Genomic DNA, 25,095 nt, shown 5'->3' with positions numbered 1-25,095 from the left:
TCTTATCAGTGTAACCGTCAGAGAAAACGTGCTCCAGCCCAAAAAAACGTTACAATTGCCGCCCATTACTGAAAACCACAGTAAAGCGAGGTTTTATGCGTACCGTTTTGAACATTCTGAACTTTGTGCTTGGCGGATTTGCCACCACTCTGGGCTGGCTGTTGGCGACTCTGGTCAGTATTGTGCTGATTTTTACCTTACCGCTGACACGATCCTGCTGGGAGATCACTAAACTGTCTCTGGTGCCTTATGGCAATGAAGCTATTCATGTCGATGAACTGAACCCGGCTGGCAAAAATGTGCTGCTAAATACTGGCGGTACGGTATTGAATATTTTCTGGCTGATTTTCTTTGGCTGGTGGTTATGCCTGATGCACATTGCAACGGGCATCGCACAATGTATTTCCATCATTGGCATTCCTGTCGGCATTGCGAACTTTAAAATTGCCGCTATTGCACTATGGCCGGTCGGTCGTCGCGTGGTATCGGTAGAAACAGCGCAAGCTGCGCGTGAAGCCAATGCACGTCGTCGTTTTGAATAATCCACTAATATGGCCTTTATGCTAAGTCCTTTGCTCAAACGCTATACCTGGAACAGCGCCTGGCTGTATTACGCGCGTATTTTTATTGCGCTTTGTGGAACCACAGCGTTTCCGTGGTGGCTGGGTGATGTAAAACTGACGATTCCGCTGACGCTGGGGATGGTGGCAGCGGCGCTGACCGATCTCGATGACCGACTGGCGGGACGTTTGCGTAACCTCATCATTACGCTGTTCTGCTTTTTTATCGCCTCGGCCTCAGTAGAACTGCTGTTTCCCTGGCCCTGGCTATTTGCGATTGGCTTAACGCTCTCAACCAGCGGCTTCATTTTGCTCGGCGGTCTGGGTCAACGCTATGCAACAATTGCCTTCGGTGCGTTACTGATCGCCATTTACACTATGTTGGGGACGTCACTGTATGAGCACTGGTATCAGCAGCCGATGTATCTGCTGGCCGGTGCCGTCTGGTACAACGTCCTGACACTTATTGGTCATCTACTGTTCCCGGTCCGCCCGCTGCAGGACAACCTGGCGCGTTGCTATGAACAACTGGCGCGTTATCTTGAGCTCAAGTCGCGCATGTTTGATCCTGATATTGAAGATGAAAGCCAGGCACCGCTGTACGATTTGGCTCTCGCCAACGGTCAGCTGATGGCGACATTGAATCAGACGAAACTCTCGCTGCTGACCCGCTTACGTGGCGATCGTGGTCAACGGGGAACGCGTCGCACACTGCATTATTACTTTGTCGCGCAGGATATTCACGAGCGTGCCAGCTCTTCTCATATTCAGTATCAAACATTGCGTGAACATTTTCGCCACAGCGACGTGCTGTTCCGTTTTCAGCGGCTGATGTCGATGCAGGGCCAGGCGTGCCAGCAACTGTCACGCTGTATTTTGCTGCGTCAGCCTTATCAACATGATCCGCATTTTGAGCGCGCTTTTACGCATATTGATGCTGCGCTGGAGCGGATGCGCGATAACGGCGCGCCTGCTGATTTACTCAAAACACTGGGATTTTTACTGAACAATTTACGTGCCATTGATGCCCAACTGGCAACAATTGAATCAGAACAGGCCCAGGCACTGCCCCATAATGATGACGAAAATGAGCTCGCTGATGACAGCCCGCACGGATTGAGTGATATCTGGCTGCGTCTTAGCCGTCACTTCACGCCGGAATCCGCCCTCTTCCGTCATGCGGTAAGAATGTCGCTGGTGTTGTGCTTCGGCTACGCCATCATTCAGATAACCGGACTGCATCACGGGTATTGGATCTTGCTGACAAGTTTGTTTGTCTGCCAGCCAAACTATAACGCCACGCGCCACCGCCTGAAATTAAGGATTATTGGTACGCTGGTAGGTATCGCGATTGGCATTCCTGTGCTGTGGTTTGTGCCGTCACTGGAAGGGCAGCTGGTGCTGCTGGTTATTACCGGCGTGCTCTTTTTTGCCTTCCGTAACGTGCAATATGCCCATGCAACGATGTTCATCACACTTTTGGTGCTACTTTGTTTTAACTTGCTGGGTGAAGGTTTTGAAGTGGCGTTACCTCGCGTAATCGATACGCTGATTGGTTGTGCCATTGCGTGGGCGGCGGTGAGCTACATCTGGCCTGACTGGAAGTTTCGCAATCTGCCGCGCATGCTCGAACGTGCCACCGAGGCCAACTGTCGCTATCTCGATGCCATACTGGAGCAATACCATCAGGGGCGTGATAACCGTCTGGCGTATCGTATTGCCCGCCGCGATGCACACAACCGTGATGCTGAACTGGCGTCGGTGGTATCAAATATGTCCAGCGAGCCGAACGTTACCCCGCAAATTCGCGAGGCCGCGTTTCGGTTGCTGTGCCTTAACCATACGTTTACCAGCTATATCTCAGCCCTCGGTGCTCACCGGGAGCAGTTAACTAATCCTGAAATTCTGGCGTTTCTTGATGACGCAGTTTGCTATGTTGATGACGCGTTACATCATCAACCTGCTGATGAAGAACGCGTCAATCAGGCATTAGCTGGCCTGAAACAGCGGATGCAGCAACTTGAACCACGGGCAGACAGCAAAGAACCTCTGGTCGTACAACAAGTTGGGTTATTGATTGCATTACTGCCAGAGATTGGTCGTCTGCAACGCCAGATTACTCAAGTTCCGCAGGAAACTCCTGTTTCGGCGTAAGAGAGTCAGCCCATTCTGCAAGCTCCTGGCGGCGAGCCACCGGGAGCGCAGCTTCATGAATGCCGATAATGGCCCCTTCAAGCATAAACAGAATCTTTTCTGTCACCAGACTGTTTTGCTGCCGCAGTCGCAACCAACACATTTTTGCCCCAAGTATACGTAACGCCCGTACATCCTTAATCCCCACCTCCCCGAGAATCGCTTCCAGATGAAAAGACATATTGGGCAAATCTTTCAGTCTTTCCCGGGTATTGCGCGTGCTTTTCTCTTTCAGCGCTGCATCGAGAGAATATTTCGACAGACGCACCAGCTTCAGTTGATTTCGCCATAGACTTTCATCAACTCGATAGTAATTGAGGGTAACGGATCGGCCACACTTTTTATATGTCAGCCAGACAGGCGGATGTTTTACACAGTACTGTGCACTTTGCTCACAAGCCCGAAGATACAACTCACCATCAGAAACCATCGCAAACACCGTGTCGTCAACAGTCAGGCTGTAACTACCAAACAATGATCGGTATTCAATTGTGCCCAACGTTGCCAGGTATTCTTGTGATTTATAGATCCGCTTATAGGAGAGGCTTTTCATAAAATTCCTTTTAAAATCATAACATAAAAGAATGATTCACATTAACGGATCCGTTAACTACGAAAATAGGCAACTTATTCTTAAGGGGCAAGATTAATTTATGTTTTCCCGTCACCAACGACAAAATTTGCGAGGCTCTTTCCGAAAATAGGGTTGATCTTTGTTGTCACTGGATGTACTGTACATTCATACAGTAACTCACAGGGGCTGGATTGATTATGTACACTTCAGGCTATGCACATCGTTCTTCGTCGTTCTCATCCGCAGCAAGTAAAATTGCGCGTGTCTCTACGGAAAACACTACAGCCGGGCTTATCAGTGAAGTTGTCTATCGCGAAGATCAGCCCATGATGACGCAACTTCTACTGTTGCCATTGTTACAGCAACTCGGTCAGCAATCGCGCTGGCAACTCTGGTTAACACCGCAACAAAAACTGAGTCGCGAATGGGTTCAGGCATCTGGGCTACCCTTAACGAAAGTAATGCAGATTAGCCAGCTCTCCCCTTGCCACACCGTGGAGTCAATGGTTCGCGCTTTACGCACGGGCAATTACAGTGTGGTGATCGGTTGGTTGGCAGATGATTTGACTGAAGAAGAGCATGCTGAACTTGTTGATGCGGCAAATGAAGGTAACGCTATGGGGTTTATTATGCGTCCGGTAAGCGCTTCCTCTCACGCAACGAGACAACTTTCCGGGCTAAAAATTCACTCTAATTTGTATCATTAAGTAAATTTAGGATTAATCCTGGAACTTTTTTTGTCGCCCAGCCAATGCTTTCAGTCGTGACTAATTTTCCTTGCAGAGGCTTGTCTGAAGCGGTTTCCGCGATTTTCTTCTGTAAATTGTCGCTGACAAAAAAGATTAAACGTACCTTATACAAGACTTTTTTTTCATATGCCTGACGGAGTTCACACTTGTAAGTTTTCAACTACGTTGTAGACTTTACATCGCCAGGGGTGCTCGGCATAAGCCGAAGATATCGGTAGAGTTAATATTGAGCAGATCCCCGGTGAAGGATTTAACCGTGTTATCTCGTTGGAGATATTCATGGCGTATTTTGGATGATAACGAGGCGCAAAAAATGAAAAAGACAGCTATCGCGATTGCAGTGGCACTGGCTGGTTTCGCTACCGTAGCGCAGGCCGCTCCGAAAGATAACACCTGGTACACTGGTGCTAAACTGGGCTGGTCCCAGTACCATGACACTGGTTTTATTCCTAACAATGGTCCGACCCACGAAAACCAACTGGGTGCAGGTGCTTTTGGTGGTTACCAGGTTAACCCGTATGTTGGCTTTGAAATGGGTTACGACTGGTTAGGTCGTATGCCGTACAAAGGCGACAACATCAACGGCGCATACAAAGCTCAGGGCGTTCAGCTGACCGCTAAACTGGGTTACCCAATCACTGACGATCTGGACGTTTACACTCGTCTGGGTGGTATGGTATGGCGTGCAGACACCAAGTCTAACGTACCTGGTGGCGCATCCACTAAAGACCACGACACCGGCGTTTCTCCGGTCTTCGCTGGCGGTGTTGAGTACGCGATCACTCCTGAAATCGCTACCCGTCTGGAATACCAGTGGACCAACAACATCGGTGACGCACACACCATCGGTACTCGTCCGGACAACGGCATGCTGAGCCTGGGTGTTTCCTACCGTTTCGGTCAGGGCGAAGCAGCTCCAGTAGTTGCTCCGGCTCCAGCTCCGGCACCGGAAGTACAGACCAAGCACTTCACTCTGAAGTCTGACGTTCTGTTCAACTTCAACAAAGCAACCCTGAAACCGGAAGGTCAGGCTGCTCTGGATCAGCTGTACAGCCAGCTGAGCAACCTGGATCCGAAAGACGGTTCCGTAGTTGTTCTGGGTTACACCGACCGCATCGGTTCTGACGCTTACAACCAGGCTCTGTCCGAGCGTCGTGCTCAGTCCGTTGTTGATTACCTGATCTCTAAAGGTATCCCGGCAGACAAAATCTCCGCACGTGGTATGGGCGAATCCAACCCGGTTACTGGCAACACCTGTGACAACGTGAAACAGCGTGCTGCACTGATCGACTGCCTGGCTCCGGATCGTCGCGTAGAGATCGAAGTTAAAGGTATCAAAGACGTTGTAACTCAGCCGCAGGCTTAAGTTCTCGTCTGGTAAAAAACCCCGCAGCTGCGGGGTTTTTTTTCGCCTTTAGTAAATTGAAGTGACTTTTGACAGTTATTCCTTACCCAGCAATGCCTGCAGATCCTGCTTCAGAGAAGACATTTTATTCGCGTATTTCTCTTTGTTTTCCGCATCTTCAATCAGCTGAACAATCGTTTCAGAAAGCGTTTTACCGCGACGCTGCGCAAGACCAGCCAGACGTTGCCAGACAATAAATTCCAGATCGATCGATTTTTTGCGCGTATGCTGGTGTTCCGCATTAAAATGGCGCTTCCGTCTGGCCCGAATGGTCTGCTTCATGCGATTGACCAGTTCCGGATTCATATGCTTATCAATCCAGTTATTTACCAGCACGGGTTCATTTTCCAGCGAGAGCAACACATCGACGGCTTCCTGGGCGGCACTGGCTTCTATGTAACGGGTGATTAACTCCCCTTCGCGATGCTTCTTCACCAGATACTTCCATTTCCAACCGCTTTCAAGATTTTCAAGTTGTTGATATTTCATAGCGATCTCAATGTTACCGTGTAACTCTTTACAGAATATCAGCTTTTTGGGCCAGTGAAGAAAAGAATCTCCATCCTGTGAGCTTTAACGCCCATGCCAGGAGTATTGTCGGTGCTTTCTACGTGTGCTGCAGTGCCGGTTACGGTATAATCGCGGCTTTGACAACAGACTAAAAAACATCAACTTTGACCATTACGAAACTTGCATGGCGTGACCTGGTTCCTGATACCGATAGCTATCAGGAAATATTTGCTCAGCCACATTTGATTGACGAAAACGATCCTTTATTCAGTGATACTCAACCGCGACTGCAATTTGCGCTGGAGCAGTTGCTGCATACGCGAGCATCCTCCTCTTTTATGCTGGCGAAGGCCCCGGAAGAGTCTGAGTATCTGAATCTTATTGCCGATGCCGCGCGTGCGCTACAAAGCGATGCAGGCCAACTGGTGGGCTGTCACTATGAGGTTTCCGGGCACACCATCCGCTTACGTAACGCAGTGAGTGCAGATGATAATTTTGCGACTTTAACGCAAGTTGTCGCTGCCGACTGGGTAGAAGCGGAACAACTCTTTGGCTGCCTGCGCCAGTTTAATGGCGACATTACCCTGCAGCCTGGTCTGGTGCATCAGGCAAATGGCGGTATTCTCATCATCTCTTTGCGTACACTGCTGGCGCAACCTCTGCTGTGGATGCGGCTGAAAAATATCGTTAACCGCGAGCGTTTTGACTGGGTTGCGTTTGATGAGTCGCGCCCTCTCCCCGTCTCTGTGCCTTCGATGCCATTGAAGCTGAAAGTCATTCTGGTAGGCGAACGTGAATCATTGGCTGATTTCCAGGAGATGGAACCAGAGCTTTCAGAGCAGGCTATTTATAGCGAATTTGAAGATACTCTGCAGATTGTCGATGCGGAGTCAGTAAGCCAGTGGTGTCGCTGGGTAACATTGACCGCAAGACATAATCACTTACCTGCACCGGGAGCGGATGCCTGGCCAGTACTTATCCGCGAAGCAGCCCGCTACACCGGTGAACAAGAAACACTTCCGCTTAGCCCGCAGTGGATCCTCCGCCAGTGTAAAGAGGTCGCCTCCCTGTGCGATGGCGACACCTTCTCCGGCGAGCAGCTAAACTTAATGCTGCAGCAGCGTGAATGGCGTGAAGGTTTCCTCGCTGAACGCATGCAGGATGAGATCCTTCAGGAGCAAATCCTGATTGAAACCGAAGGCGAACGCATCGGGCAAATTAACGCCCTTTCGGTCATTGAATTTCCGGGTCATCCACGCGCTTTTGGCGAACCTTCTCGCATTAGCTGCGTTGTGCATATTGGCGATGGTGAATTCACCGACATCGAACGCAAAGCGGAGCTTGGCGGCAATATCCATGCGAAAGGGATGATGATCATGCAAGCGTTCCTGATGTCGGAACTACAGCTTGAGCAACAGATCCCCTTCTCAGCATCGCTGACATTTGAGCAGTCATACAGTGAAGTGGATGGCGATAGTGCCTCGATGGCTGAACTCTGCGCCCTGATCAGCGCCCTCGCCGATGTGCCGGTGAATCAGAGTATCGCTATCACAGGTTCAGTCGATCAGTTCGGTCGCGCCCAGCCAGTCGGTGGTTTAAATGAGAAAATCGAAGGCTTCTTTGCTATTTGCCAGCAACGTGAGTTAACGGGGAAACAAGGTGTCATTATCCCCACTGCTAACGTTCGCCATTTAAGTCTTCACAGTGAACTGGTGAAAGCGGTAGAAGAAGGCAAATTCACCATCTGGGCAGTAGACGATGTGACTGACGCACTGCCGTTATTATTAAATCTGGTGTGGGATGGCGAAGGCCAAACGACGCTGATGCAAACCATCCAGGAACGTATCGCACAAGCATCGCAACAGGAAGGACGTCACCGTTTTCCATGGCCATTACGTTGGCTGAACTGGTTTATTCCGAACTGATCGGACTTGTTCAGCGTACACGTGTTAGCTATCCTGCGTGCTTCAATAAAATAAGGCTTACAGAGAACATGGTAGATAAACGCGAATCCTATACAAAAGAAGACCTTCTTGCCTCTGGTCGCGGTGAACTGTTTGGCGCTAAAGGCCCGCAATTGCCAGCACCGAACATGCTGATGATGGACCGTGTGGTCAAAATGACCGAAACGGGTGGTAACTTCGACAAAGGGTATGTTGAAGCAGAGCTGGATATCAATCCGGATCTGTGGTTCTTCGGATGCCACTTCATTGGCGATCCGGTTATGCCGGGATGCCTGGGCCTGGACGCAATGTGGCAGCTGGTAGGGTTCTACCTCGGCTGGCTGGGCGGCGAAGGTAAAGGCCGCGCGCTGGGCGTTGGCGAAGTGAAATTCACTGGTCAGGTACTGCCGACAGCGAAAAAAGTAACCTACCGTATTCACTTTAAACGCATTGTTAATCGTCGTCTGATTATGGGTCTGGCAGATGGCGAAGTGCTGGTTGATGGTCGTCTGATCTATACCGCCAGCGACCTGAAAGTCGGTCTGTTCCAGGATACGTCTGCCTTCTGATAATAATCAGACAGAGTATAAAAAGGCGAAACCTCCGCAATGCGGAGGTTTCTTTTTAAAGAGACAGAATCAGGCCATTACTACCCTGTCCGCCATGGCTTCTCGCCAGCCTCCCAGCCATTGTGACCTTTGATTCAGCGTCTGATAGGGACACATTTCTTTTGAGCGTCCGGCGATGCCGGCCTGATAACCACGTTGATGTGCCCGTTCCAGGCGATCTCGTTTTTGTCTCTTCATGCCTCGTTTCCCTCATACTGGTTTCTGGTGGAAAAGAAAACAGTGATTACTAAATGTGCAATCACAGTTAAGCAATACCGCGAATCATAACTGCCGTCAATGCGCAAAATTCACGCCACTGTCATATTTGTGAGCTACACGGGCATGTCAGTTGTACAAAAAATGTGAAGAGGAACAACTTTTTCCGCACGTTAGAGACAAAAAAACCGCCTCAGGCAACATACCGGAGGCGGTTATATTTACAAATCTTTATAATTAAGGTAGACGCTTTATCTCTTGCGCAATAGAAGCGGCTTCCTGACTCCAGACACTGGCCAGTACTTTAACCATCTCATCGTAACCATCCTGAGTTTGCACCCCTTCCAGACGGAACGGACGTTTGATCAGTTGTCCCTGGTGGTTCAACAGCCATTCACCACTGACAATGACCTTGCCATCATATCGCCCGTTAAACTCCGTTACGGTAACATTGAGCGTATCCTGGGCGCTTCCCAGAGGCTGGGAGGCAACCACCCAGCCGGGCAGTTGCGTGCTCAGGTTGGCAACCAGAGTGTTGCGCAACTGTTGATCCAACGGGCTGGCCCACAAGTTGTTGTTGGCAATCACATACTTCACATCACTGGTTTGATAAACCACACCATTTCCCGCCAGATAGTCAGGAACAGCGACCTGCTCTACCCATAACAGGCGATTACCCTGGCTGGCGGTACTTTGTGTACCGCCCTGCACCACAGGTAACTGGTAATAGTTTTTATTAATTTCGCCGGAGCTGCATCCGGCCAGCCACAGTGCTGCAATCGTCACTAGCCACTTTTTCATTGTTTCGCCCTCTTCGGCTCTGGATCTTTTTTGTCCTTCGCTTCAAATACCAGCGCGTTACTCTTCTCGTTGAGCGTTTTCAGCACCGGTTGCAGTTCTCGCAACACCTGATCAAGTCGCTGCATATCCGCCACCATCTTGTTGTAGGCTGCGGAGCCAGGCTGGAAGCCCTGCATACTGCGATTCAATTCACGCAACGTTGACTGCATATCCGTCGGTAACTGCTGCATCGACTGGCTGGCGAGGATCTTGTTCATGCTATCCAGCGTCGTTTGCAGGTTTTTCATTGTGCGCTGACTTTCAGAAAGCGTACTGGTTGCCTGTTCAATCATCGGATTCAATGGCAGTTTGTTGATCTTATCCAACGCTTCCATCAGTCGTTGCTGGATTTGCGCCAGACCGCCGCTAACGGTCGGGATAATCTGATAACCATTAAATTCACGAATACCGGTTATTGCAGGCGTATTTGGATAGAAATCGAGATCAACATACAGTGCGCCAGTGACCAGGTTTCCGGTTTTCAGCGATCCGCGTAAACCACGTTTCAACAATTCGCCAAGGTGCTCAACAACATCCGCATTTTCTCCAAGCTGCATTTTCAGCCGCTCTGGCTCGATACGAATCAGTACCGGAATACGGTAATCATCGTTAAATGTCTGACGCATATTCGGCGCAAAGAATGGCACTTTGCTTACGGTACCCAGGCGAATACCCCGGAATTCTACCGGAGCTCCCGGTTGCAGACCGCGTACCGAATCTTTAAAGAACATCAGATAATCAATGTGATCGGTGTACAACGAATCCTGAATGCTCTTCTGATCATCATACAAAACGAAAGCTGTTTTCGGTGCCACTGGCTGCCCTAAATCCAGACCTTCCGGCACATCAAAGCTGACACCGCCACTAAGCAGCGTTGTCAATGAGCCCATCTCCACACGCATTCCCGCTGACGTCAAATCAACCGCAATGCCACTATCTTTCCAGAAGCGAACATTGCTGGTCACCAGTCGGTCATAAGGTGCATTGATGAACAGTTGATAGCTGATATTGCGTTTTTGCGTATCGAAGGTGCTGGTTTCAACCGAACCTACCCGATAGCCACGGAACAGCACGGGATCTCCTGGCGAGAGCTGCCCGGCTTTTTTGCTATCGAGAATCACACGGATACCTTTCGCATCAGGCGGGGCCAACGGTGGCGAGTCCAGCAAATCGTATTTATCCATTTTGCTGCCTTTTGCGCCTGGCTGCAGTTCGATATAAACCCCAGACAGCAGCGTTCCCAGGCCGCTAATCCCTTCTCGACCAATCTGCGGTTTCACCACCCAAAAGACGGTATCTTTATGCAGCAATTTTTCCATACCGGAATTCAGCCGCGCTTTGATTTCAACGTGCGTCAAATCATCAGCCAGTGTGGCGCTTTCAACCACGCCGACGTCAACGCTACGGCTTTTAATGGTGGTTTTACCACCTTCTATTCCTTCCGCATTCGCGGTGATCAGGGTCACTTCCGGCCCCTGATGGCTGTAATGATAAAAAAGAACCCAGGCCCCAATGAGCGCCGTGACGATAGGAAATATCCACACGGGAGACCAGTTCTTCACTTTCTGGATTTTGGCTTCCCCATTATTAGATTCCATACTGTCAGGACTCCTCATGCTCTGATTCAGGTTGACGATCCCACGACAAACGCGGGTCAAACGTCATAGCAGAAAACATTGTCATTATGACGACTAAAGCAAACATTAATGCACCCATTGCCGGATAAATACTCATTAAACCTCCCATACGCACCAGCGCCGAGAGCACCGCGATAACGAAAACGTCAATCATCGACCAGCGGCCTACAAACTCAACAACTTCATAAATCAAATGCATTCTTTCACTGTCGCGCTTGCCATGCCCTTTGGCATCCCAACACAACCACGCTATGGCGATCATCTTTAACGTTGGCACCATAATACTGGCCAGAAAGATAACCGCAGCGACGGGATAAGATCCTTCGCTCCATAACAGGATGACCCCAGCGAGAATCGTCGATGGCATCTTCGAGCCTAATAAATCCGTCACCATGATGGGCAAAATATTAGCCGGAAGGTACAGCATGATGGACGTTACAAGCAGCGCGAGTGTCCACTGCAGGCTGTTTCTACGCCGAACGTACCCTTTAGTACCACAGCGCGGGCATACGGGTTCATCAGCAGGAAGGATTGCCGTACAACAGGAGCAAGAACGCAGCCCCTGACGTATCCCCGTGACGCCAGGTTTTAGCGGCTGGCGCAGTTCTGGCATCGGGGCGATATCGTCCCATAACCAGCGACGATCAACGCACTGAAAGGCGCGCAGTTGCAGGACACAAAATAAACACCAGGGGAGAAAGCTACTGCCGACACCAATGCTGCCGTAGGCCATCAGTTTAACGAAACTGACCAGCACTCCCGCGAGGAAAATTTCCGCCATTCCCCAGGTTTTGAGTTGAAAAAGCACCCGTGCCAGTTGCTCTTTTAAACGGACCGGTAATTCCGCGCGATTCACCAGTAACAGAATGGTTATCAGACAAAACGCGGGAACCAGTTGCACAAACAACAGGAAAAAGGTGCCGAGGCTGGCGTAGTCCTCAGAAAAAAGCACGCCGGGAATTTCCAGTAATGTAATTTCACTGGTGACTCCCGCAACGTTCATATTCACAAAAGGAAACAAGTTGGACAGCAACAGCATGAACAGTGCAGCCAACGCATAGGCGGTGGGACGCTGCCGAGGGGCATCCCACGCCACGGTTAACGTTGTGCCACACCGGGGACATGCCGCTTTCTGACCATGCTCAAGGCGCGGTAACGCCACCAGCATGTCACACTGCGAGCACAGGATGTGCTTCGCGGCATGATGATGTTCGCACATTGGTACTCCTTAATGATGCGCTATTTTACAGATGACGAACAAAGTGTTGGTTTTCATGCCTGATAAACCCAGTTCATCAGGCAATTTTACCGTTGTCAGCTGTCTCTGTTTAAATCGACTATTTTGCGATCAGCCACCATTTTTTAACGCTTCAAGATACTCCCAGCGTTCAAAGGCTTGCTCCAGCTCCTGCTCTGCAGCAGCCATATCAGCGAGCACTTTTTGTGTCTGCTCATGGGGCTGACTGAAGAAGGAAGCATCCGCCACCTGCGTCTGTAGGGCTTCCAGCTTCGCCTCCAGATCTTCAAGCAATTGCGGTAGCTGCTCCAGTTCGCGCTGCAATTTATAGCTTAGTTTGCTACTGCTGCGTTTTACAGTTTCTGCTTTTGCCGCGGCGGCTTCTTCGGTTTTTTTCACCGCAGGCTGTTTGAGCGCCACATACTGCTCTTGCTGACCACGGGCATCATGATAACCGCCGACATAACGACCAATTTTACCGCCGCCTTCGAAGATCCAGCATTCTGTAACGGTGTTATCGACAAACTGACGATCGTGGCTTACCAGCAATACCGTGCCCTGGTAGCTGTCGATCAGTTCTTCCAGCAGTTCCAGCGTTTCGACATCAAGATCGTTGGTCGGTTCGTCAAGAATCAATAAGTTGCTTGGTTTGAGGAACAAACGCGCCAGCAGCAAGCGGTTCCGCTCACCGCCAGAAAGCGCACGTACCGGCGTCATCGCCCGTTTCGGATGGAACAGGAAGTCCTGCAAATAGCCCAATACGTGGCGTGGCTTGCCGTTAACCATCACCTCTTGCTTACCTTCGGCAAGGTTATCCATCACCGTTTTATCGGGATCCAGTTCCGCACGGTGCTGATCGAAATAAGCCACTTCCAGTTTGGTGCCAACGTGAATACGCCCGCTGTCCGCCTGAAGCTGACCGAGCATCAGTTTCAGCAGCGTGGTTTTGCCGCACCCATTCGGGCCAATCAGGGCAATTTTGTCGCCACGTAGAACCTGGGCAGAAAAATCTTTCACCAGTTGCTTACCGTCAACCTGGTAGCAAACGTCTTCCATTTCGAAAACGATCTTTCCGGAGCGGCTGGCTTCTTCCACCTGCATCTTTGCCGTCCCCATGACCTCACGGCGCTGGCTACGTTCACGGCGCATTGCTTTCAGGGCGCGTACGCGGCCTTCATTACGGGTACGGCGCGCTTTGATCCCCTGGCGGATCCACACCTCTTCCTGCGCCAGTTTGCGATCGAACTCGGCATTTTGTAATTCTTCCACGCGCAGGGCTTCTTCTTTTTCCAGCAGGTACTGGTCGTAATTCCCTGGATAGGTCACCAGCTTGCCGCGATCGAGATCAACAATGCGCGTCGCCATATTGCGGATAAACGAACGGTCGTGGGAAATGAAAATAATTGTCCCATTGAAGGTTTTGAGGAACCCTTCCAGCCAGTCGATGGTTTCAATATCCAGGTGGTTAGTCGGTTCGTCGAGCAGCAATACACGCGGATTGCTCACCAGCGCGCGTCCTAATGCCGCTTTACGCAACCAGCCGCCGGAAAGCGACGACAGCGCAACATTAGGATCTAATCCCAGTTGCGCCAGCACTTCGTTGATGCGGTTTTCCAGCTGCCACAGGTTGTGGTGATCCAGCTGTTCCTGAACCTTCGCCAGTTCGTTGAGATTTTTCTCGCTCGGGTCGTTCATCACCAGGCGCGAAAGATCGTGATAGCGTTTCAGATATTCCGCTTGTTCTTCAATGCCTTCGGCAACGAAATCATAAACGCTACCCTCAACGTTACGCGGCGGATCCTGTTGCAGACGAGCTACAATCAAATCTTGCTCATAAATAATGCGACCGTCATCCAGCCCCTGTTCACGGTTGAGGATCTTCATTAACGTCGATTTGCCTGCGCCGTTACGACCTACCAGACAAACACGTTCGTTATCTTCGATATGCAGTTCTGCGTTATCGAGAAGCGGCGCGTCGCTGAACGACAGCCATGCGCCATGCATACTGATTAATGACATTACTATTCCTTTCAGGCTGCGGTAATCAGCCAGCAGTTGTGGATCTGGCGGTTACGGGCGAAATCCTGGGAGAGCGTTTTTTGCGTAATTTCTTGTGCTTTCAGTCCCAGTTTCGCCAGGCCGTCGAGATCCATACGGAAGCCGCGTTTGTTGTTCGAGAACATGATCGTCCCACCTGCACGCAGCAGACGTTTCAAATCTTTCATCAGCACCAGATGATCGCGCTGAACATCAAACGCATCTTCCATTCGTTTTGAGTTAGAAAAGGTTGGCGGATCGATAAAGATCAGATCGAACTGTTCATTTGCCTCACGCAACCACGCCAGGCAATCGGCCTGAATCAGGCGATGCGCACGCCCGGTTAAGCCATTCAGACGCAGGTTGCGTTCTGCCCACTCCAGATAAGTACGCGACATATCCACGGTGGTGGTGCTGCGTGCACCGCCTAATCCCGCGTGCACGGTGGCGCTGCCGGTATAAGAGAACAGGTTGAGGAAATCTTTGCCTTTGCTCATCTGACCGAGCATACGACGGGCGATACGGTGATCGAGGAACAGACCGGTATCGAGGTAATCCGTCAGGTTCACCCACAAGTGAGCGTTATATTCGGTGACTTCGAGAAACTCGCCCTTCTCGCCCAGTTTCTGGTACTGATTTTTGCCCTTCTGGCGTTCACGGGTTTTCAGTACCAGTTTGTTTGGCGCAATCCCCAGTACCGAAATGGTTGCAGCGATAATATCGAACAGACGCTGACGCGCTTTGTGCGCATCAATAGTTTTTGGCGGCGCATACTCCTGCACCACCACCCAGTCGGCATAACGGTCAACGGCAACGTTATATTCCGGCAGATCGGCGTCATACAGGCGGTAACATTCAATTCCTTCCTGACGAGCCCACTTCTCGAATTTTTTGAGGTTCTTACGCAGACGGTTGGCGTAGTCCTCCGCTGCCATCGCCGGTTTGCTGTCTGGTGTGCTTTCGGCAACATGGTAGTTTTTCTGTACGCAGTCCAGCGGGCCGTTTTTCGCCTTGTACTGTTTGTCTGCACGCAGCTGCAGGCAGCTGAGCAGATCCGGCGAGGCACTAAACAAAGAGAGATTCCAGCCACCGAACTGGTTTTTCATGATTCGGCCCAGCAGACTATGCAGCGCAATCAGCGCCGGTTCGCTGTCCAGACGTTCACCGTATGGCGGGTTGCTCAACACTGTACCGTACGGCCCTTTCGGCAGCGGATTGGCCAGTTGCGCGACATCTTTCACCTCAAAGGTGATCAGTTCACCAATCCCCGCAAGACGGGCGTTAGTGCGCGCACGTTGAATCACCCGTGCGTCGCTGTCCGAACCGTAGAAATGGGAGCTGTACTCCGCCAGGCCTTTACGGGCGCGAGTTTGCGCTTCTGCTTTCACTTCCTGCCAGATGGCTTCATCATGCTGTGCCCAGCCGCTAAAGCCCCAACGTCCACGGTGCAAGCCTGGTGCGCGATCGGTCGCCAGCATCGCCGCTTCAATCAGCAACGTACCGGAACCACACATCGGATCGAGCAGCGGTGTTCCTGGCTGCCAGCCGGATCGCATAACAATCGCGGCTGCCAGGGTTTCTTTGATCGGCGCAATACCAGCACGATCGCGATAGCCACGCAGATGTAAACCATCACCACTGAGATCAAGGGCGATACTGGCAGTTTCTTTATGCAGCCAGACGTTAACGCGGATATCCGGCGCATCGCGATCAACATTTGGACGCGGCAGATTTTTCCGCGTGAAAGCATCGACGATCGCGTCTTTCACTTTCATCGCACCGTACTGACTGTTGCGTATGGTGTCATTCAAACCACTGAAGTGGACAGCGAAGGTCGCGCCAGGATTAAACATCTCTGTCCAGTTGATCGCCTGAACACCGAGATAGAGGTCTAAATCGCTGTAAACCTTACACTCGCCCAGCGGCAACATAATACGCGAGGCCAGGCGGCTCCACATCAGGCTCTGGTAAACAAGCCGTGTGTCGCCCTTGAAATGGACCCCACCCTGAACCACCTGGCATTCAACGGCCCCCAGGTTTTCCAGTTCAGTTTTTAACAGCTCTTCCAGCCCACGGGCCGTACTGGCAAACAGAGAATTCATATCGTCACTTTTACTCTAAGAAAATTGTTGCGCATTATAGCTAATAAGCGCGTCATGTCATAAAGTTGAGGGCTTATTTTCATTTGAGGACCGCACCGTGGCGACATTAACCCGGCTTTTTATTCATCCTGTTAAATCGATGCGCGGCATTGGTCTTACACATACCCTGGCAGATGTCAGTGGTCTGGCCTTCGATCGCATCTTTATGATCACGGAACCTGACGGTACGTTTATTACCGCTCGCCAGTTTCCGCTAATGGTACGGTTTACTCCTTCACCCGTGCATGATGGCTTGCATCTCACCGCACCAGATGGCAGTAGTGCATATGTTCGTTTTGCTGATTTCGCCACACAAGACGCACCAACCGAAGTTTGGGGCACACATTTTACCGCGCGAATTGCGCCAGACGCGATCAACAAATGGCTAAGTGGATTTTTCTCCCGCGAAGTGCAATTACGCTGGGTGGGGCCACAAATGACCCGGCGCGTGAAACGCCACAACACTGTACCCCTGTCATTTGCTGATGGTTATCCTTACCTTCTTGCTAACGAGGCCTCGTTACGTGATCTCCAACAACGTTGTCCGGCCAGTGTAAAAATGGAGCAATTCCGCCCCAATCTGGTGGTTTCCGGTGCATCGGCCTGGGAAGAAGATAGCTGGAAAGTGATTCGCATTGGTGATGTCGTGTTTGATGTGGTTAAGCCTTGTAGCCGCTGTATTTTCACCACCGTCAGCCCAGAAAAAGGGCAAAAACATCCGGCAGGCGAACCATTAAAAACGCTGCAATCTTTCCGTACTGCCCAGGATAACGGCGATGTCGATTTTGGTCAGAATTTAATTGCCCGTAATAGCGGCGTGATTCGCGTTGGCGATGAGGTGGAAATTCTGGCAACGGCTCCAGCTAAAATTTACGGCGCAGGTGCCGCCGATGATACTGCCAACATCACGCAACAACCGGACGCAAACGTAGATATTGACTGGCAGGGACAGGCATTTCGTGGAAATAACCAACAGGTGCTGCTGGAGCAATTAGAAAATCAGGGAATTCGTATCCCTTATTCTTGCCGCGCGGGCATTTGTGGAAGTTGCCGTGTTCAGCTTTTAGAAGGCGAAGTCACGCCGCTGAAAAAATCAGCAATGGGTGATGATGGCACTATTCTTTGCTGTAGTTGTGTACCGAAGACTGCACTTAAGCTGACGCGTTAAACTGCCTGTTCGAGGCTGAAGCTGTCAACATTAACCTGCGGTTTCAGCCTGTCGTTCATGATTTTGATGGCGTCGCCCAGCTGCATCGCGCGACCCGCTATAACAACGCAGGGTTGTGCCAGCAGGCATAGTGCGGCATTTTCGCCAGATTCAACGACCAGCAAATTGACTTGCTCGTGAGTGTCGCTCAACCAAACGCAGGCCGCATCGCCCGGCATGGGCACCCACATTTCACCATGGGAAACAAAATGCCAGCTTTTCGGCATTTGCGGTTTGAGATAACGAATTGCTACCAGCGCATTAAGCACCAGTTCGGCTTTTTGTTCTTTAGATAAATTAAAATCGCGGCATTTTTCTTCAAATGAGAAATAGAGCGCGGCGTCGTCAACGCAAAAGCCTGCGGGAGAAAAGGCATCTGGAGTCAACATTTTGCGCGCAAAACGTGAGCGAAATAGCATACCATTGGCTAAATCGAGCATCATTCGATCGTGCTCTTCATCGTAATACCAACGCCAGTTATCGTCTGGTTTAATTCGCATTTGCCTCTCCCCTACCCTATAAAACCGCAGCAACACAATCCATTGTCGCTTCGCTTAATAACCTCAACAATAAAAGTACAAAATGTCTAAATAAGCAACAGTGATGAATATAAAACAACCAGGGCTTAAAATAAAGCCCTGATTATCTTATAAAGAGGAATTCGAAGAAATAATTAGATATGGGTAACGATTTCTTTAATCAGCGGCGGACCTTTAAAAATAAAACCAGAATAAATTTGCACCAGTGAGGCCCCCGCAGCAATCTTTTCACGCGCAGCGATAACCGAGTCAATGCCGCCAACACCGATGATCGGTAAGCGACCGTTTAATTCCTGTGACAAGCGGCGAATAATTTCTGTGCTTTTTAACTGAAGCGGACGACCACTTAAGCCACCGGTTTGATCACAATTTTTCATTCCCTGAACCAGAGAACGATCGAGCGTGGTATTGGTTGCAATAACGCCATCAATATTATGGCGAACTAAACTATCGGCAACCTGGATCAATTCTTCTTCAGAAAGATCCGGCGCGATCTTCACTGCGATCGGCACATATTTATGGTGCATCGCTTGCAAATCATTTTGCTTATTTTTAATCGCGGTTAAGAGATCATCCAGCGCTTCGCCATATTGCAGTGTGCGTAGTCCTGGGGTATTCGGCGATGAAATATTGATGGCGATATATCCCGCATAAGCATAGATTTTTTCCATACAAATCAGATAGTCATCTTTACCCTGCTCCACCGGCGTATCTTTATTTTTGCCGATGTTAATACCCAGGACGCCATCATAATGGGCTTTTTTTACGTTCTCTACGAGGTTATCAACGCCAAGATTATTAAAGCCCATACGGTTGATCAAACCTTCGGCATCTACCAGACGAAAGAGACGCGGCTTGTCATTACCTGGCTGTGGACGTGGCGTGACGGTACCGATCTCGATAGATCCAAAACCCATCGCGCCTAACGCGTCAATGCACTCCCCGTCTTTATCAAGACCGGCTGCCAGACCAAGCGGATTTTTAAACGTCAGGCCCATGCAGTTAACAGGTTTCGCAGGCACTTTCTGCCGCACCAGTGCTTCAAACGGCGTTCCGGTAATACGGCGTAATTGCTGAAAAGTAAACTCATGAGCGCGCTCTGGATCGAGCTGGAAAAGGGCTTTACGAACGAAGGGGTAGTACATGAACTCTCCTGGATTCCCGGTGTGCAAACCGGGGGCGTATTATGTGCGAGTTCGGACCAAAAGGGAATTGACCTGTGGCAAAAAAAGCGCAAACGTTTTCCGAGCCTGTTTCAGGGCAGATTTTGCTCCTTCTTTGCACTCAACCCGCCGTAATCATTTATCGTCCGCCAGGAGACATGACACGGTGTTATAGCCTGACACCAGCTTGTCTGACGCTGGCTTTTAGGTGGCACAACTCCCGCATTACTTAACGCTTTACCATTTACGCTCACCTGAATCAGGTTAATGTAGTAAGGCGTTGGGTTAGTGAGTTGTACACCCTGCGAATTCCGTGTCCAGCGTAATTGTTGATAAGCTTCCAGCGGGTCGCCCGGCAAACCTTCGGGTCGCCAGAACAGTTTAAATACCGAGCGCATCGCCACTTTTACGCTCTGATTTTCAACTTTGCCGGATGGCACGCTGGCAATGCTTAACTCAAATAGCGTTTCGCGATCCACGGGCAAGATGTCGCTTTCCGTTCTCAGCAAGCGCAATGTGCCTGTAGTACCGGGCTTCAGGAGAATAAGTGGCGGAGCGGCCAGTAATGGTGCTGGTACTGTCGACGCTTCACCCCCAGCCCAACGCGTTGGGCGATTGATTTTACTGTTAATAAGCCAGGATTCCTGACTGGTATTAGTCAATAAAATAGATATCGAATCTCTGTCTGCCGGAAAGATAAATCGCGTTCCGCCGACCACCACTCCTGCCTGCAATTCACTCGCCACCAGCAGCGATAAAACGGCGAAAATCAAGAGCGCCAATCTGTTCCACGTATTAGTCATAATGAAGTACAAATGTCGCGCTGGCATTCACTTTACCCGACTGCACATCGCTATTGACAGGTCGCAATTGCGCGTAAAAAGTTAATGGCACCTTACCGCTATGTAGGCTGTAGTCTTTACTCGCCTGGTTAAGCGGAATCAATATCTTCGCATCATCCAGAATTGCAATTGCCAGCCCACTGGCTGCATCCGTACCACTTTCAATGGACAGCATTTCGCTCTGTACTCCGTCGGGGGTTCCTGAAAAGGTGACGTCAACCGTGCTGACATCTGTTCCGCAATCCTGCAAATTAATGATGAACGATTTCTCCGGGCCATAATTCCCATGAGAAAAACGTGTCAGCGAGACGTCGCCTAACTGCACATTGATTTGCTTGCTATCCTGTGCCAGCACGCATGTATTACGGCGAAACGATCCGCTAATGTTGACCGTGCCATCATGGGCAAATAGCTCACAGCCCCCCGTTAATCCCAGTAAGAACAGAATCCAGATTATCTGTTTCAACATCACTCCTTCACTGGTAAACCAGATCAAAATAGAGAACCGCCGTCGCATTACCGCCCGTTGCTCCCGCCTTTGTGGACTTATAACGAAGTTGATATTTGAGTGTGTTATCCCCGGCTTTTAAGGGCGTAAGAGGTAGGACCTGATTGAGCGGGATTTCTTGCTGACTTTGCGCATCAAGAATTTGCACAGCAATCCCCGTTGCCATACCACCGCTTCCGCCTGTGTCAGTTAATTTGAGCAGTGTCGGCACAAGGGTGTCAGCCTCGCCGCTAAAAAGGACGTCCGCGCCAGTAATACCAGCGGCACAACCGGTGATATCGATATTCAAATCAGCAGCAGTGCTTACGGTATTCGCGGTCTGAAAATCACTGATATTAAAATCACCAATATGAATATTTTGTAATGCACTTTTGGTGGCAACATCACAGCCCTGATCGACCACATTACCATAAATATGCATACTGACTTGTTCAGGTCCAGCTATCCCGACATGCATATAAAGCAAAGTGAATGATAAGATAACGACTTGAAATATTGTGTTCTTTTTCATACGTTCACATATCAGTCAAAGTTTATTCTCACCGTTGCTGTGGCTTCAAAGCTCCCGGTTTCCGGTGGTACACCTGTCGTGCTGACCGGATAAACATTCATTCGAGCGAAGCTGTCCGCGTCGTCAGGGATGGATAGCGGCAGTGTGCCACCGGCAGGCGAAATAATGTTGTTTTGGCTGTCGGTGACCACAACACCGACACCTGGTCGTGATGTCTTGATTGCCTGAGGATAATCGGGATCACTGGTTGCCGTCAGACTCAAATTAACATTAACCAGCTCTGCGTTTCCGGTATTACACCTGACTGGAATTGAGAGTTCTGCCGTTCTGGATCCAAGCGGTTTATGCCCTACAACACGGAAATTGGCAGCAAATACATCCCCCAAATCAACCTCTATTGTCTCTCCAGAATTGACAGAACATGAGCCAAGTGAATTAATCGTACCAGACAGGTAATACACTAAAACCGGTGTACCTGTAGTCGTGCAGGAATCACTTGCGGGTATGTTGTAACACTCATATAGTCGCGCCAGCGCCATAGGAGGAATGACGACCGAACCGACAAACGGCTGCAATATTTTCAGTGAAAAACTTCCGCTATTGCCGCTTGCCCCCTTGCCGCCCAAACGTTGACCACCGGGATCGCAAATATGCCATCGGGTATCACTTCCTGTACCGAGATTTTCAAAAGGTACGGCCGAAGGTGTGTTACCTTTCACTCCTAATAGCACCTTTGCGGCAAGATAATCGTTAATTTTGTACCAGTTGTCGCCCAAATAAACTAACGGAGAATCCGCAGCGAATGCCCATAGACCACTTCTGACATTGTCTTTATCGCAATCGCAGGAAACATAATAATCATTCGATTCACTCCACTGATAAAATTCATCTTTGACTTTTCCAGCCGTATTCTCTTCCTCCTCCAGGGTTTTAACGCCAAAATTGACGCCAATATACGGATTCCCCTGAGTGGTATGACACTGCCCGGTATAAGCGGCGGCATGAAATCCCCACAGCATTAAAACAGCAGTCAAAAGAAGCCGGAGTCTTAACACACTACTATCCCCTGAAATTATTCGCATACTGAATCCATCCGCGTAATCGCAGCGTTAATTTGTTGTTCGGTAAGCTCGTAACTGATATGACAAATTTGATCGGGAGCGTCGCCCCAGCGTACAGTTATCGTTCCCTTCGCCGGCAAACCAGACATATAGAGCGAACCATCATCATCAATGATACCGCTAATTGTTTGTGCGCCATCCAGTGTTGCCATTGCACCAAATCTCAGCGGCATACCCTGCTTTGATGTTTTCATTAATACCCTAGCCCCCGCATGGGCATTGAACTCCGCCAGAACCAATGCCCCTTTGGTGGGAACCACGTTTACTACGGCATTTTCAAGATCCACGTTACGTTTTAACGACGCCGCATCAAGTGCAATTCGATTTTCCCGATAAGAAGTGGCATAAGGCACAACGGTATATCCACGCCAGTCAGTTTTCAGCCCGGTGCTGTTCGCCACACGAGTATTTTCGGCGCCTGGCGCGGCAATCAGGACATTAGTTTCACCCAATGATTGACCCAACGTAATACCCTGCGAATGGGCAACTAAACTGCCTGAAAGAGCGTAGTTCAGTTGTTGTTGACTGCCGTTATCGCTGTAGTTGTAGCCCACTCGAGCATCTGCAAACGCCCCTTTGTAGTCCATGCTGGCGCTACCATTAGCCGTTTTCCCCTCGCTGTTATATCCCTGTTGCACGCTGTAGCTCAGATTACCGTCATCGAGTAGTGTCTCCGTTAAACCCAGGTTTTGTGTAGTGTGCCCTTCGTTATCGATACTGGTATTAGAGGTCATCCAGGCGTAATTTTTTTTCCTGGTATAGCTATCATTACTTTTGGGGAGCAACAGATTGAGCGGCAGGGAAAAATTAAGTGCAAACACCTGGTCAGCGTCAGGTTGACCACGGGACTTACTGTAGTTCCAGGAAACCCCCAGCGAGAGATCTTTAATTTGCGTGTTGTAGCCAAACTGTAATAGCCGATCCTGTTGATCGGTATGCCAGTAAGTTTGCTGGCTACCGCTTAAATAAAACGAACCGTACTCGCCTAATTGCTGGGAGATGTTGACCTGCAGTTTGCCACGTTTTGTGTAAAACAAATTGTAATAACGCGACCACATTGGCGTATCTTCATCATCACCGTCATTAAATTCGTAGCCATCCATGTGTTTATACATAGTGTCGGAAAGGGTGTAGAAACCCGACGTCGAATAGCGGTAGCCCATCAATTGAAAGTTGGTGCCCAATTGGTTGAGCGTTTTGGCATACAGAAAACGATATGACTGCCCTTTATGTTCACTTTGGTCTGCCAGCGTACTTTTAGCCTGGGTCGCGTCGAACGAAATTGCTCCGAAATCGCCGAGGTTAAAACCCAGACCAAACATAGCGGCACGGTAATATTCAGCATATTGCCCTCCGCCATACCAGGTCGTTCCCCTCGGCCCACCCCATTGCAGCGTGGCCTGAGCAAATTTACTTTCTTGCTGGTCATTACTATTGGTTCTGTATTTCGCCAGCGTCACCGCATATTTGATGCGTCCCTGACGCTGGAGTAATGGCACGCTGGAAAAGGGCACACTGTAACTATTGACACTACCGTCAGCTTCTTTGATTTCAACCAACAAATCACCACTCGACGACGTAGAGTAGAGATCACTAATCTCAAAAGCGCCAGGCGAAACATAAGTTTGATAGATGGTGTAACCATTTTGCTTAATCGTTACCTGTGCATTGCTTTTGGCGATACCACGCACCACTGGCGCAAACCCTTTCAAGCTGTCTGGCAGCATGTTGTCATCTGACGCCAGCTGCACGCCACGAAAGCTGACGCTATCAAAAAAATCGCCTGCCGTATAATCATCACCGACGGTCAGTTCGCCTTTTAATGGAATCACCGCCCGCTGCAAATAGCTGCTGAGATTCTTCCATTCTGCGGTTTGGCCACTACTGCGACTCCATGTTGAATTGTTGCGCAATCTCCATGGGCCTAAATTAACGCCACTGTTTAAATTCAGAAAATAGCTGTCGCCAGAATCACTACCTGCGCTGCTATGAATACTGTTAGCCCCGCTAAATGAATATCCCAGTAATAGCGCGTTGATCCCTTCATCCCAACGTTCAGGGGGGACATAACCACGAGCGTTACTTTTGATGGCGATTTGCGGTACTGAAATTTCCAGACGGAGTTTATTCACATTAAAAGTTACGCTGGCATCCGGAATAATTTCCGCCAATGGCGCACACGCTTGTTTATCCAGTTGTTTAAAAGCCGGAAACGCATCAGTATTCACGCCCATTGCATCCAGGCTTTCAGTCGTCAAACAGGCGGCAATCCCCTTCTCTGGCGTTATCTCAACAAAATTGACGTTGCGCGTATCTACAATTGTCTGATTCAGAACAATATCGACTCGATAAACCCCTGGCGTTATTTTTTGCCCTTTTTCGAAACGAGACAAATCAGCCACCATTGAGGGATCATCTTTGAAAAAGGCTGGATCGAACCAGGTTTCAGCTTGTGCATTGAACGCTGCCGACACAAACACCACCAGCCCACCAATAAACGATGGCACTCCACCAGAGCTTAACAGGCTGTGTTGTCGTTGAGTTCTATACATCT

The 25,095-nt window shown here is 49.9% G+C and carries 22 protein-coding genes; 7 read left to right on the top strand and 15 right to left on the bottom strand.

What is annotated here, in order from left to right:
• Positions 1–95 precede the first annotated feature (95 nt).
• A complete protein-coding gene (locus tag ACJHWR_RS17860; protein ID WP_001261235.1) occupies positions 96–542 on the top strand; it encodes a YccF domain-containing protein in 447 nt (148 codons plus the stop codon).
• Between the two features lie 9 nt (positions 543–551).
• Positions 552–2,714 (top strand): YccS family putative transporter, encoded by a 2,163-nt coding sequence (gene yccS, locus ACJHWR_RS17855; RefSeq protein WP_000875033.1) that lies wholly within the window; start codon positions 552–554, stop codon positions 2,712–2,714.
• Here the strand turns inward: yccS and sxy are convergent.
• On the bottom strand, positions 2,677–3,306 hold the full coding sequence (gene sxy / locus ACJHWR_RS17850; protein ID WP_000839153.1) for a CRP-S regulon transcriptional coactivator Sxy: 630 nt from the start codon (positions 3,304–3,306) through the stop codon (positions 2,677–2,679). The genes yccS and sxy overlap by 38 nt on opposite strands.
• Before the next feature lie 218 nt (positions 3,307–3,524).
• Between sxy and sulA the strand changes: the two genes are divergently transcribed.
• Entirely contained in the window at positions 3,525–4,034 is a 510-nt protein-coding gene (sulA, locus tag ACJHWR_RS17845; protein ID WP_000288710.1) for an SOS-induced cell division inhibitor SulA, read from the top strand.
• 355 nt (positions 4,035–4,389) lie between these two features.
• A complete protein-coding gene (ompA, locus tag ACJHWR_RS17840; protein WP_024175778.1) occupies positions 4,390–5,442 on the top strand; it encodes a porin OmpA in 1,053 nt (350 codons plus the stop codon).
• 75 nt (positions 5,443–5,517) lie between these two features.
• Here the strand turns inward: ompA and matP are convergent, their stop codons facing one another.
• Positions 5,518–5,970 carry a macrodomain Ter protein MatP gene (matP, locus tag ACJHWR_RS17835; protein WP_000877166.1) on the bottom strand — a complete coding sequence of 151 codons (453 nt, stop codon included), beginning with the start codon at positions 5,968–5,970 and terminating at the stop codon, positions 5,518–5,520.
• Between the two features lie 185 nt (positions 5,971–6,155).
• On the opposite strand from matP, the gene ACJHWR_RS17830 reads away from it, so the two are divergent.
• Complete coding sequence (locus ACJHWR_RS17830; RefSeq protein WP_000156473.1) at positions 6,156–7,916, top strand: Lon protease family protein; 1,761 nt, start codon at positions 6,156–6,158, stop codon at positions 7,914–7,916.
• A 68-nt stretch (positions 7,917–7,984) separates the two neighbouring features.
• A complete protein-coding gene (gene fabA / locus ACJHWR_RS17825; protein WP_000227927.1) occupies positions 7,985–8,503 on the top strand; it encodes a bifunctional 3-hydroxydecanoyl-ACP dehydratase/trans-2-decenoyl-ACP isomerase in 519 nt (172 codons plus the stop codon).
• 69 nt (positions 8,504–8,572) lie between these two features.
• On the opposite strand, the gene rmf is transcribed toward fabA, so the two are convergent.
• The 6 genes from rmf to rlmKL all read right to left on the bottom strand — a co-directional run bounded on the left by rmf (position 8,573) and on the right by rlmKL (position 16,611).
• Positions 8,573–8,740, bottom strand: coding sequence for a ribosome modulation factor (rmf, locus tag ACJHWR_RS17820; protein WP_000828648.1), 168 nt, complete (start codon positions 8,738–8,740; stop codon positions 8,573–8,575).
• Between the two features lie 255 nt (positions 8,741–8,995).
• Entirely contained in the window at positions 8,996–9,559 is a 564-nt protein-coding gene (pqiC, locus tag ACJHWR_RS17815) for a membrane integrity-associated transporter subunit PqiC (RefSeq protein WP_000759094.1), read from the bottom strand.
• A complete protein-coding gene (gene pqiB / locus ACJHWR_RS17810) occupies positions 9,556–11,196 on the bottom strand; it encodes an intermembrane transport protein PqiB (protein WP_000445541.1) in 1,641 nt (546 codons plus the stop codon). Before pqiB ends, pqiC begins: the two co-directional genes overlap by 4 nt.
• Positions 11,197–11,200: 4 nt before the next feature.
• Positions 11,201–12,454, bottom strand: a complete 1,254-nt coding sequence (gene pqiA, locus ACJHWR_RS17805) for a membrane integrity-associated transporter subunit PqiA (RefSeq protein WP_000333170.1) — start codon at positions 12,452–12,454, stop codon at positions 11,201–11,203.
• A 129-nt stretch (positions 12,455–12,583) separates the two neighbouring features.
• Positions 12,584–14,491, bottom strand: coding sequence for an ABC transporter ATP-binding protein (locus ACJHWR_RS17800; RefSeq protein ID WP_000053127.1), 1,908 nt, complete (start codon positions 14,489–14,491; stop codon positions 12,584–12,586).
• A gap of 11 nt (positions 14,492–14,502) precedes the next feature.
• Positions 14,503–16,611, bottom strand: coding sequence for a bifunctional 23S rRNA (guanine(2069)-N(7))-methyltransferase RlmK/23S rRNA (guanine(2445)-N(2))-methyltransferase RlmL (rlmKL, locus tag ACJHWR_RS17795; protein WP_001086509.1), 2,109 nt, complete (start codon positions 16,609–16,611; stop codon positions 14,503–14,505).
• Between the two features lie 97 nt (positions 16,612–16,708).
• Between rlmKL and ycbX the strand changes: the two genes are divergently transcribed.
• Positions 16,709–17,818 (top strand): 6-N-hydroxylaminopurine resistance protein YcbX, encoded by a 1,110-nt coding sequence (gene ycbX, locus ACJHWR_RS17790; protein ID WP_000224301.1) that lies wholly within the window; start codon positions 16,709–16,711, stop codon positions 17,816–17,818.
• Here ycbX and zapC read toward each other — a convergent pair.
• From zapC to ACJHWR_RS17755, 7 genes are all read right to left on the bottom strand, one after another.
• Entirely contained in the window at positions 17,815–18,357 is a 543-nt protein-coding gene (gene zapC / locus ACJHWR_RS17785) for a cell division protein ZapC (protein ID WP_001295353.1), read from the bottom strand. The genes ycbX and zapC overlap by 4 nt on opposite strands.
• Before the next feature lie 173 nt (positions 18,358–18,530).
• Positions 18,531–19,541: a quinone-dependent dihydroorotate dehydrogenase gene (pyrD, locus tag ACJHWR_RS17780; RefSeq protein ID WP_001305914.1), complete on the bottom strand. Its 1,011-nt coding sequence runs from the start codon at positions 19,539–19,541 to the stop codon at positions 18,531–18,533.
• Between the two features lie 110 nt (positions 19,542–19,651).
• Positions 19,652–20,389, bottom strand: coding sequence for a fimbrial chaperone (locus ACJHWR_RS17775; protein WP_001111476.1), 738 nt, complete (start codon positions 20,387–20,389; stop codon positions 19,652–19,654).
• Positions 20,355–20,870, bottom strand: coding sequence for a fimbrial protein (locus ACJHWR_RS17770; RefSeq protein WP_000917661.1), 516 nt, complete (start codon positions 20,868–20,870; stop codon positions 20,355–20,357). Before ACJHWR_RS17770 ends, ACJHWR_RS17775 begins: the two co-directional genes overlap by 35 nt.
• Before the next feature lie 7 nt (positions 20,871–20,877).
• Entirely contained in the window at positions 20,878–21,420 is a 543-nt protein-coding gene (locus tag ACJHWR_RS17765; protein ID WP_001330057.1) for a fimbrial protein, read from the bottom strand.
• 11 nt (positions 21,421–21,431) lie between these two features.
• Entirely contained in the window at positions 21,432–22,502 is a 1,071-nt protein-coding gene (locus ACJHWR_RS17760) for a fimbrial protein (RefSeq protein ID WP_001220303.1), read from the bottom strand.
• Positions 22,493–25,093, bottom strand: a complete 2,601-nt coding sequence (locus tag ACJHWR_RS17755) for a fimbrial biogenesis usher protein (RefSeq protein ID WP_012311799.1) — start codon at positions 25,091–25,093, stop codon at positions 22,493–22,495. The genes ACJHWR_RS17760 and ACJHWR_RS17755 overlap by 10 nt, the downstream gene beginning before the upstream one ends.
• Positions 25,094–25,095 lie beyond the last annotated feature (2 nt).

Origin of the sequence: Escherichia sp. WS568 (assembly GCF_046486085.1) — a bacterium.
Classification (GTDB): Bacteria; Pseudomonadota; Gammaproteobacteria; order Enterobacterales; family Enterobacteriaceae; genus Escherichia; species Escherichia coli.
Note: the sequence above shows the minus strand (reverse complement) of the source record. Positions and strands in the feature narration are given on the sequence as shown.

Excerpts from the sequence above, each read along its gene's own strand:
- pqiC (WP_000759094.1), bottom strand. The coding sequence starts at position 9,559 with ATGAAAAAGTGGCTAGTGACGATTGCAGCACTGTGGCTGGCCGGATGC.
- ACJHWR_RS17775 (WP_001111476.1), bottom strand. The coding sequence starts at position 20,389 with ATGCCAGCGCGACATTTGTACTTCATTATGACTAATACGTGGAACAGA.
- yccS (WP_000875033.1), top strand. The coding sequence starts at position 552 with ATGGCCTTTATGCTAAGTCCTTTGCTCAAACGCTATACCTGGAACAGC.
- ACJHWR_RS17770 (WP_000917661.1), bottom strand. The coding sequence starts at position 20,870 with ATGTTGAAACAGATAATCTGGATTCTGTTCTTACTGGGATTAACGGGG.
- ompA (WP_024175778.1), top strand. The coding sequence starts at position 4,390 with ATGAAAAAGACAGCTATCGCGATTGCAGTGGCACTGGCTGGTTTCGCT.
- ACJHWR_RS17765 (WP_001330057.1), bottom strand. The coding sequence starts at position 21,420 with ATGAAAAAGAACACAATATTTCAAGTCGTTATCTTATCATTCACTTTG.
- rlmKL (WP_001086509.1), bottom strand. The coding sequence starts at position 16,611 with ATGAATTCTCTGTTTGCCAGTACGGCCCGTGGGCTGGAAGAGCTGTTA.
- rmf (WP_000828648.1), bottom strand. The coding sequence starts at position 8,740 with ATGAAGAGACAAAAACGAGATCGCCTGGAACGGGCACATCAACGTGGT.
- sulA (WP_000288710.1), top strand. The coding sequence starts at position 3,525 with ATGTACACTTCAGGCTATGCACATCGTTCTTCGTCGTTCTCATCCGCA.
- pqiB (WP_000445541.1), bottom strand. The coding sequence starts at position 11,196 with ATGGAATCTAATAATGGGGAAGCCAAAATCCAGAAAGTGAAGAACTGG.
- fabA (WP_000227927.1), top strand. The coding sequence starts at position 7,985 with ATGGTAGATAAACGCGAATCCTATACAAAAGAAGACCTTCTTGCCTCT.
- ACJHWR_RS17760 (WP_001220303.1), bottom strand. The coding sequence starts at position 22,502 with ATGCGAATAATTTCAGGGGATAGTAGTGTGTTAAGACTCCGGCTTCTT.
- pyrD (WP_001305914.1), bottom strand. The coding sequence starts at position 19,541 with ATGTACTACCCCTTCGTTCGTAAAGCCCTTTTCCAGCTCGATCCAGAG.
- zapC (WP_001295353.1), bottom strand. The coding sequence starts at position 18,357 with ATGCGAATTAAACCAGACGATAACTGGCGTTGGTATTACGATGAAGAG.
- ACJHWR_RS17860 (WP_001261235.1), top strand. The coding sequence starts at position 96 with ATGCGTACCGTTTTGAACATTCTGAACTTTGTGCTTGGCGGATTTGCC.
- sxy (WP_000839153.1), bottom strand. The coding sequence starts at position 3,306 with ATGAAAAGCCTCTCCTATAAGCGGATCTATAAATCACAAGAATACCTG.
- pqiA (WP_000333170.1), bottom strand. The coding sequence starts at position 12,454 with ATGTGCGAACATCATCATGCCGCGAAGCACATCCTGTGCTCGCAGTGT.
- ACJHWR_RS17800 (WP_000053127.1), bottom strand. The coding sequence starts at position 14,491 with ATGTCATTAATCAGTATGCATGGCGCATGGCTGTCGTTCAGCGACGCG.
- matP (WP_000877166.1), bottom strand. The coding sequence starts at position 5,970 with ATGAAATATCAACAACTTGAAAATCTTGAAAGCGGTTGGAAATGGAAG.
- ACJHWR_RS17755 (WP_012311799.1), bottom strand. The coding sequence starts at position 25,093 with ATGTATAGAACTCAACGACAACACAGCCTGTTAAGCTCTGGTGGAGTG.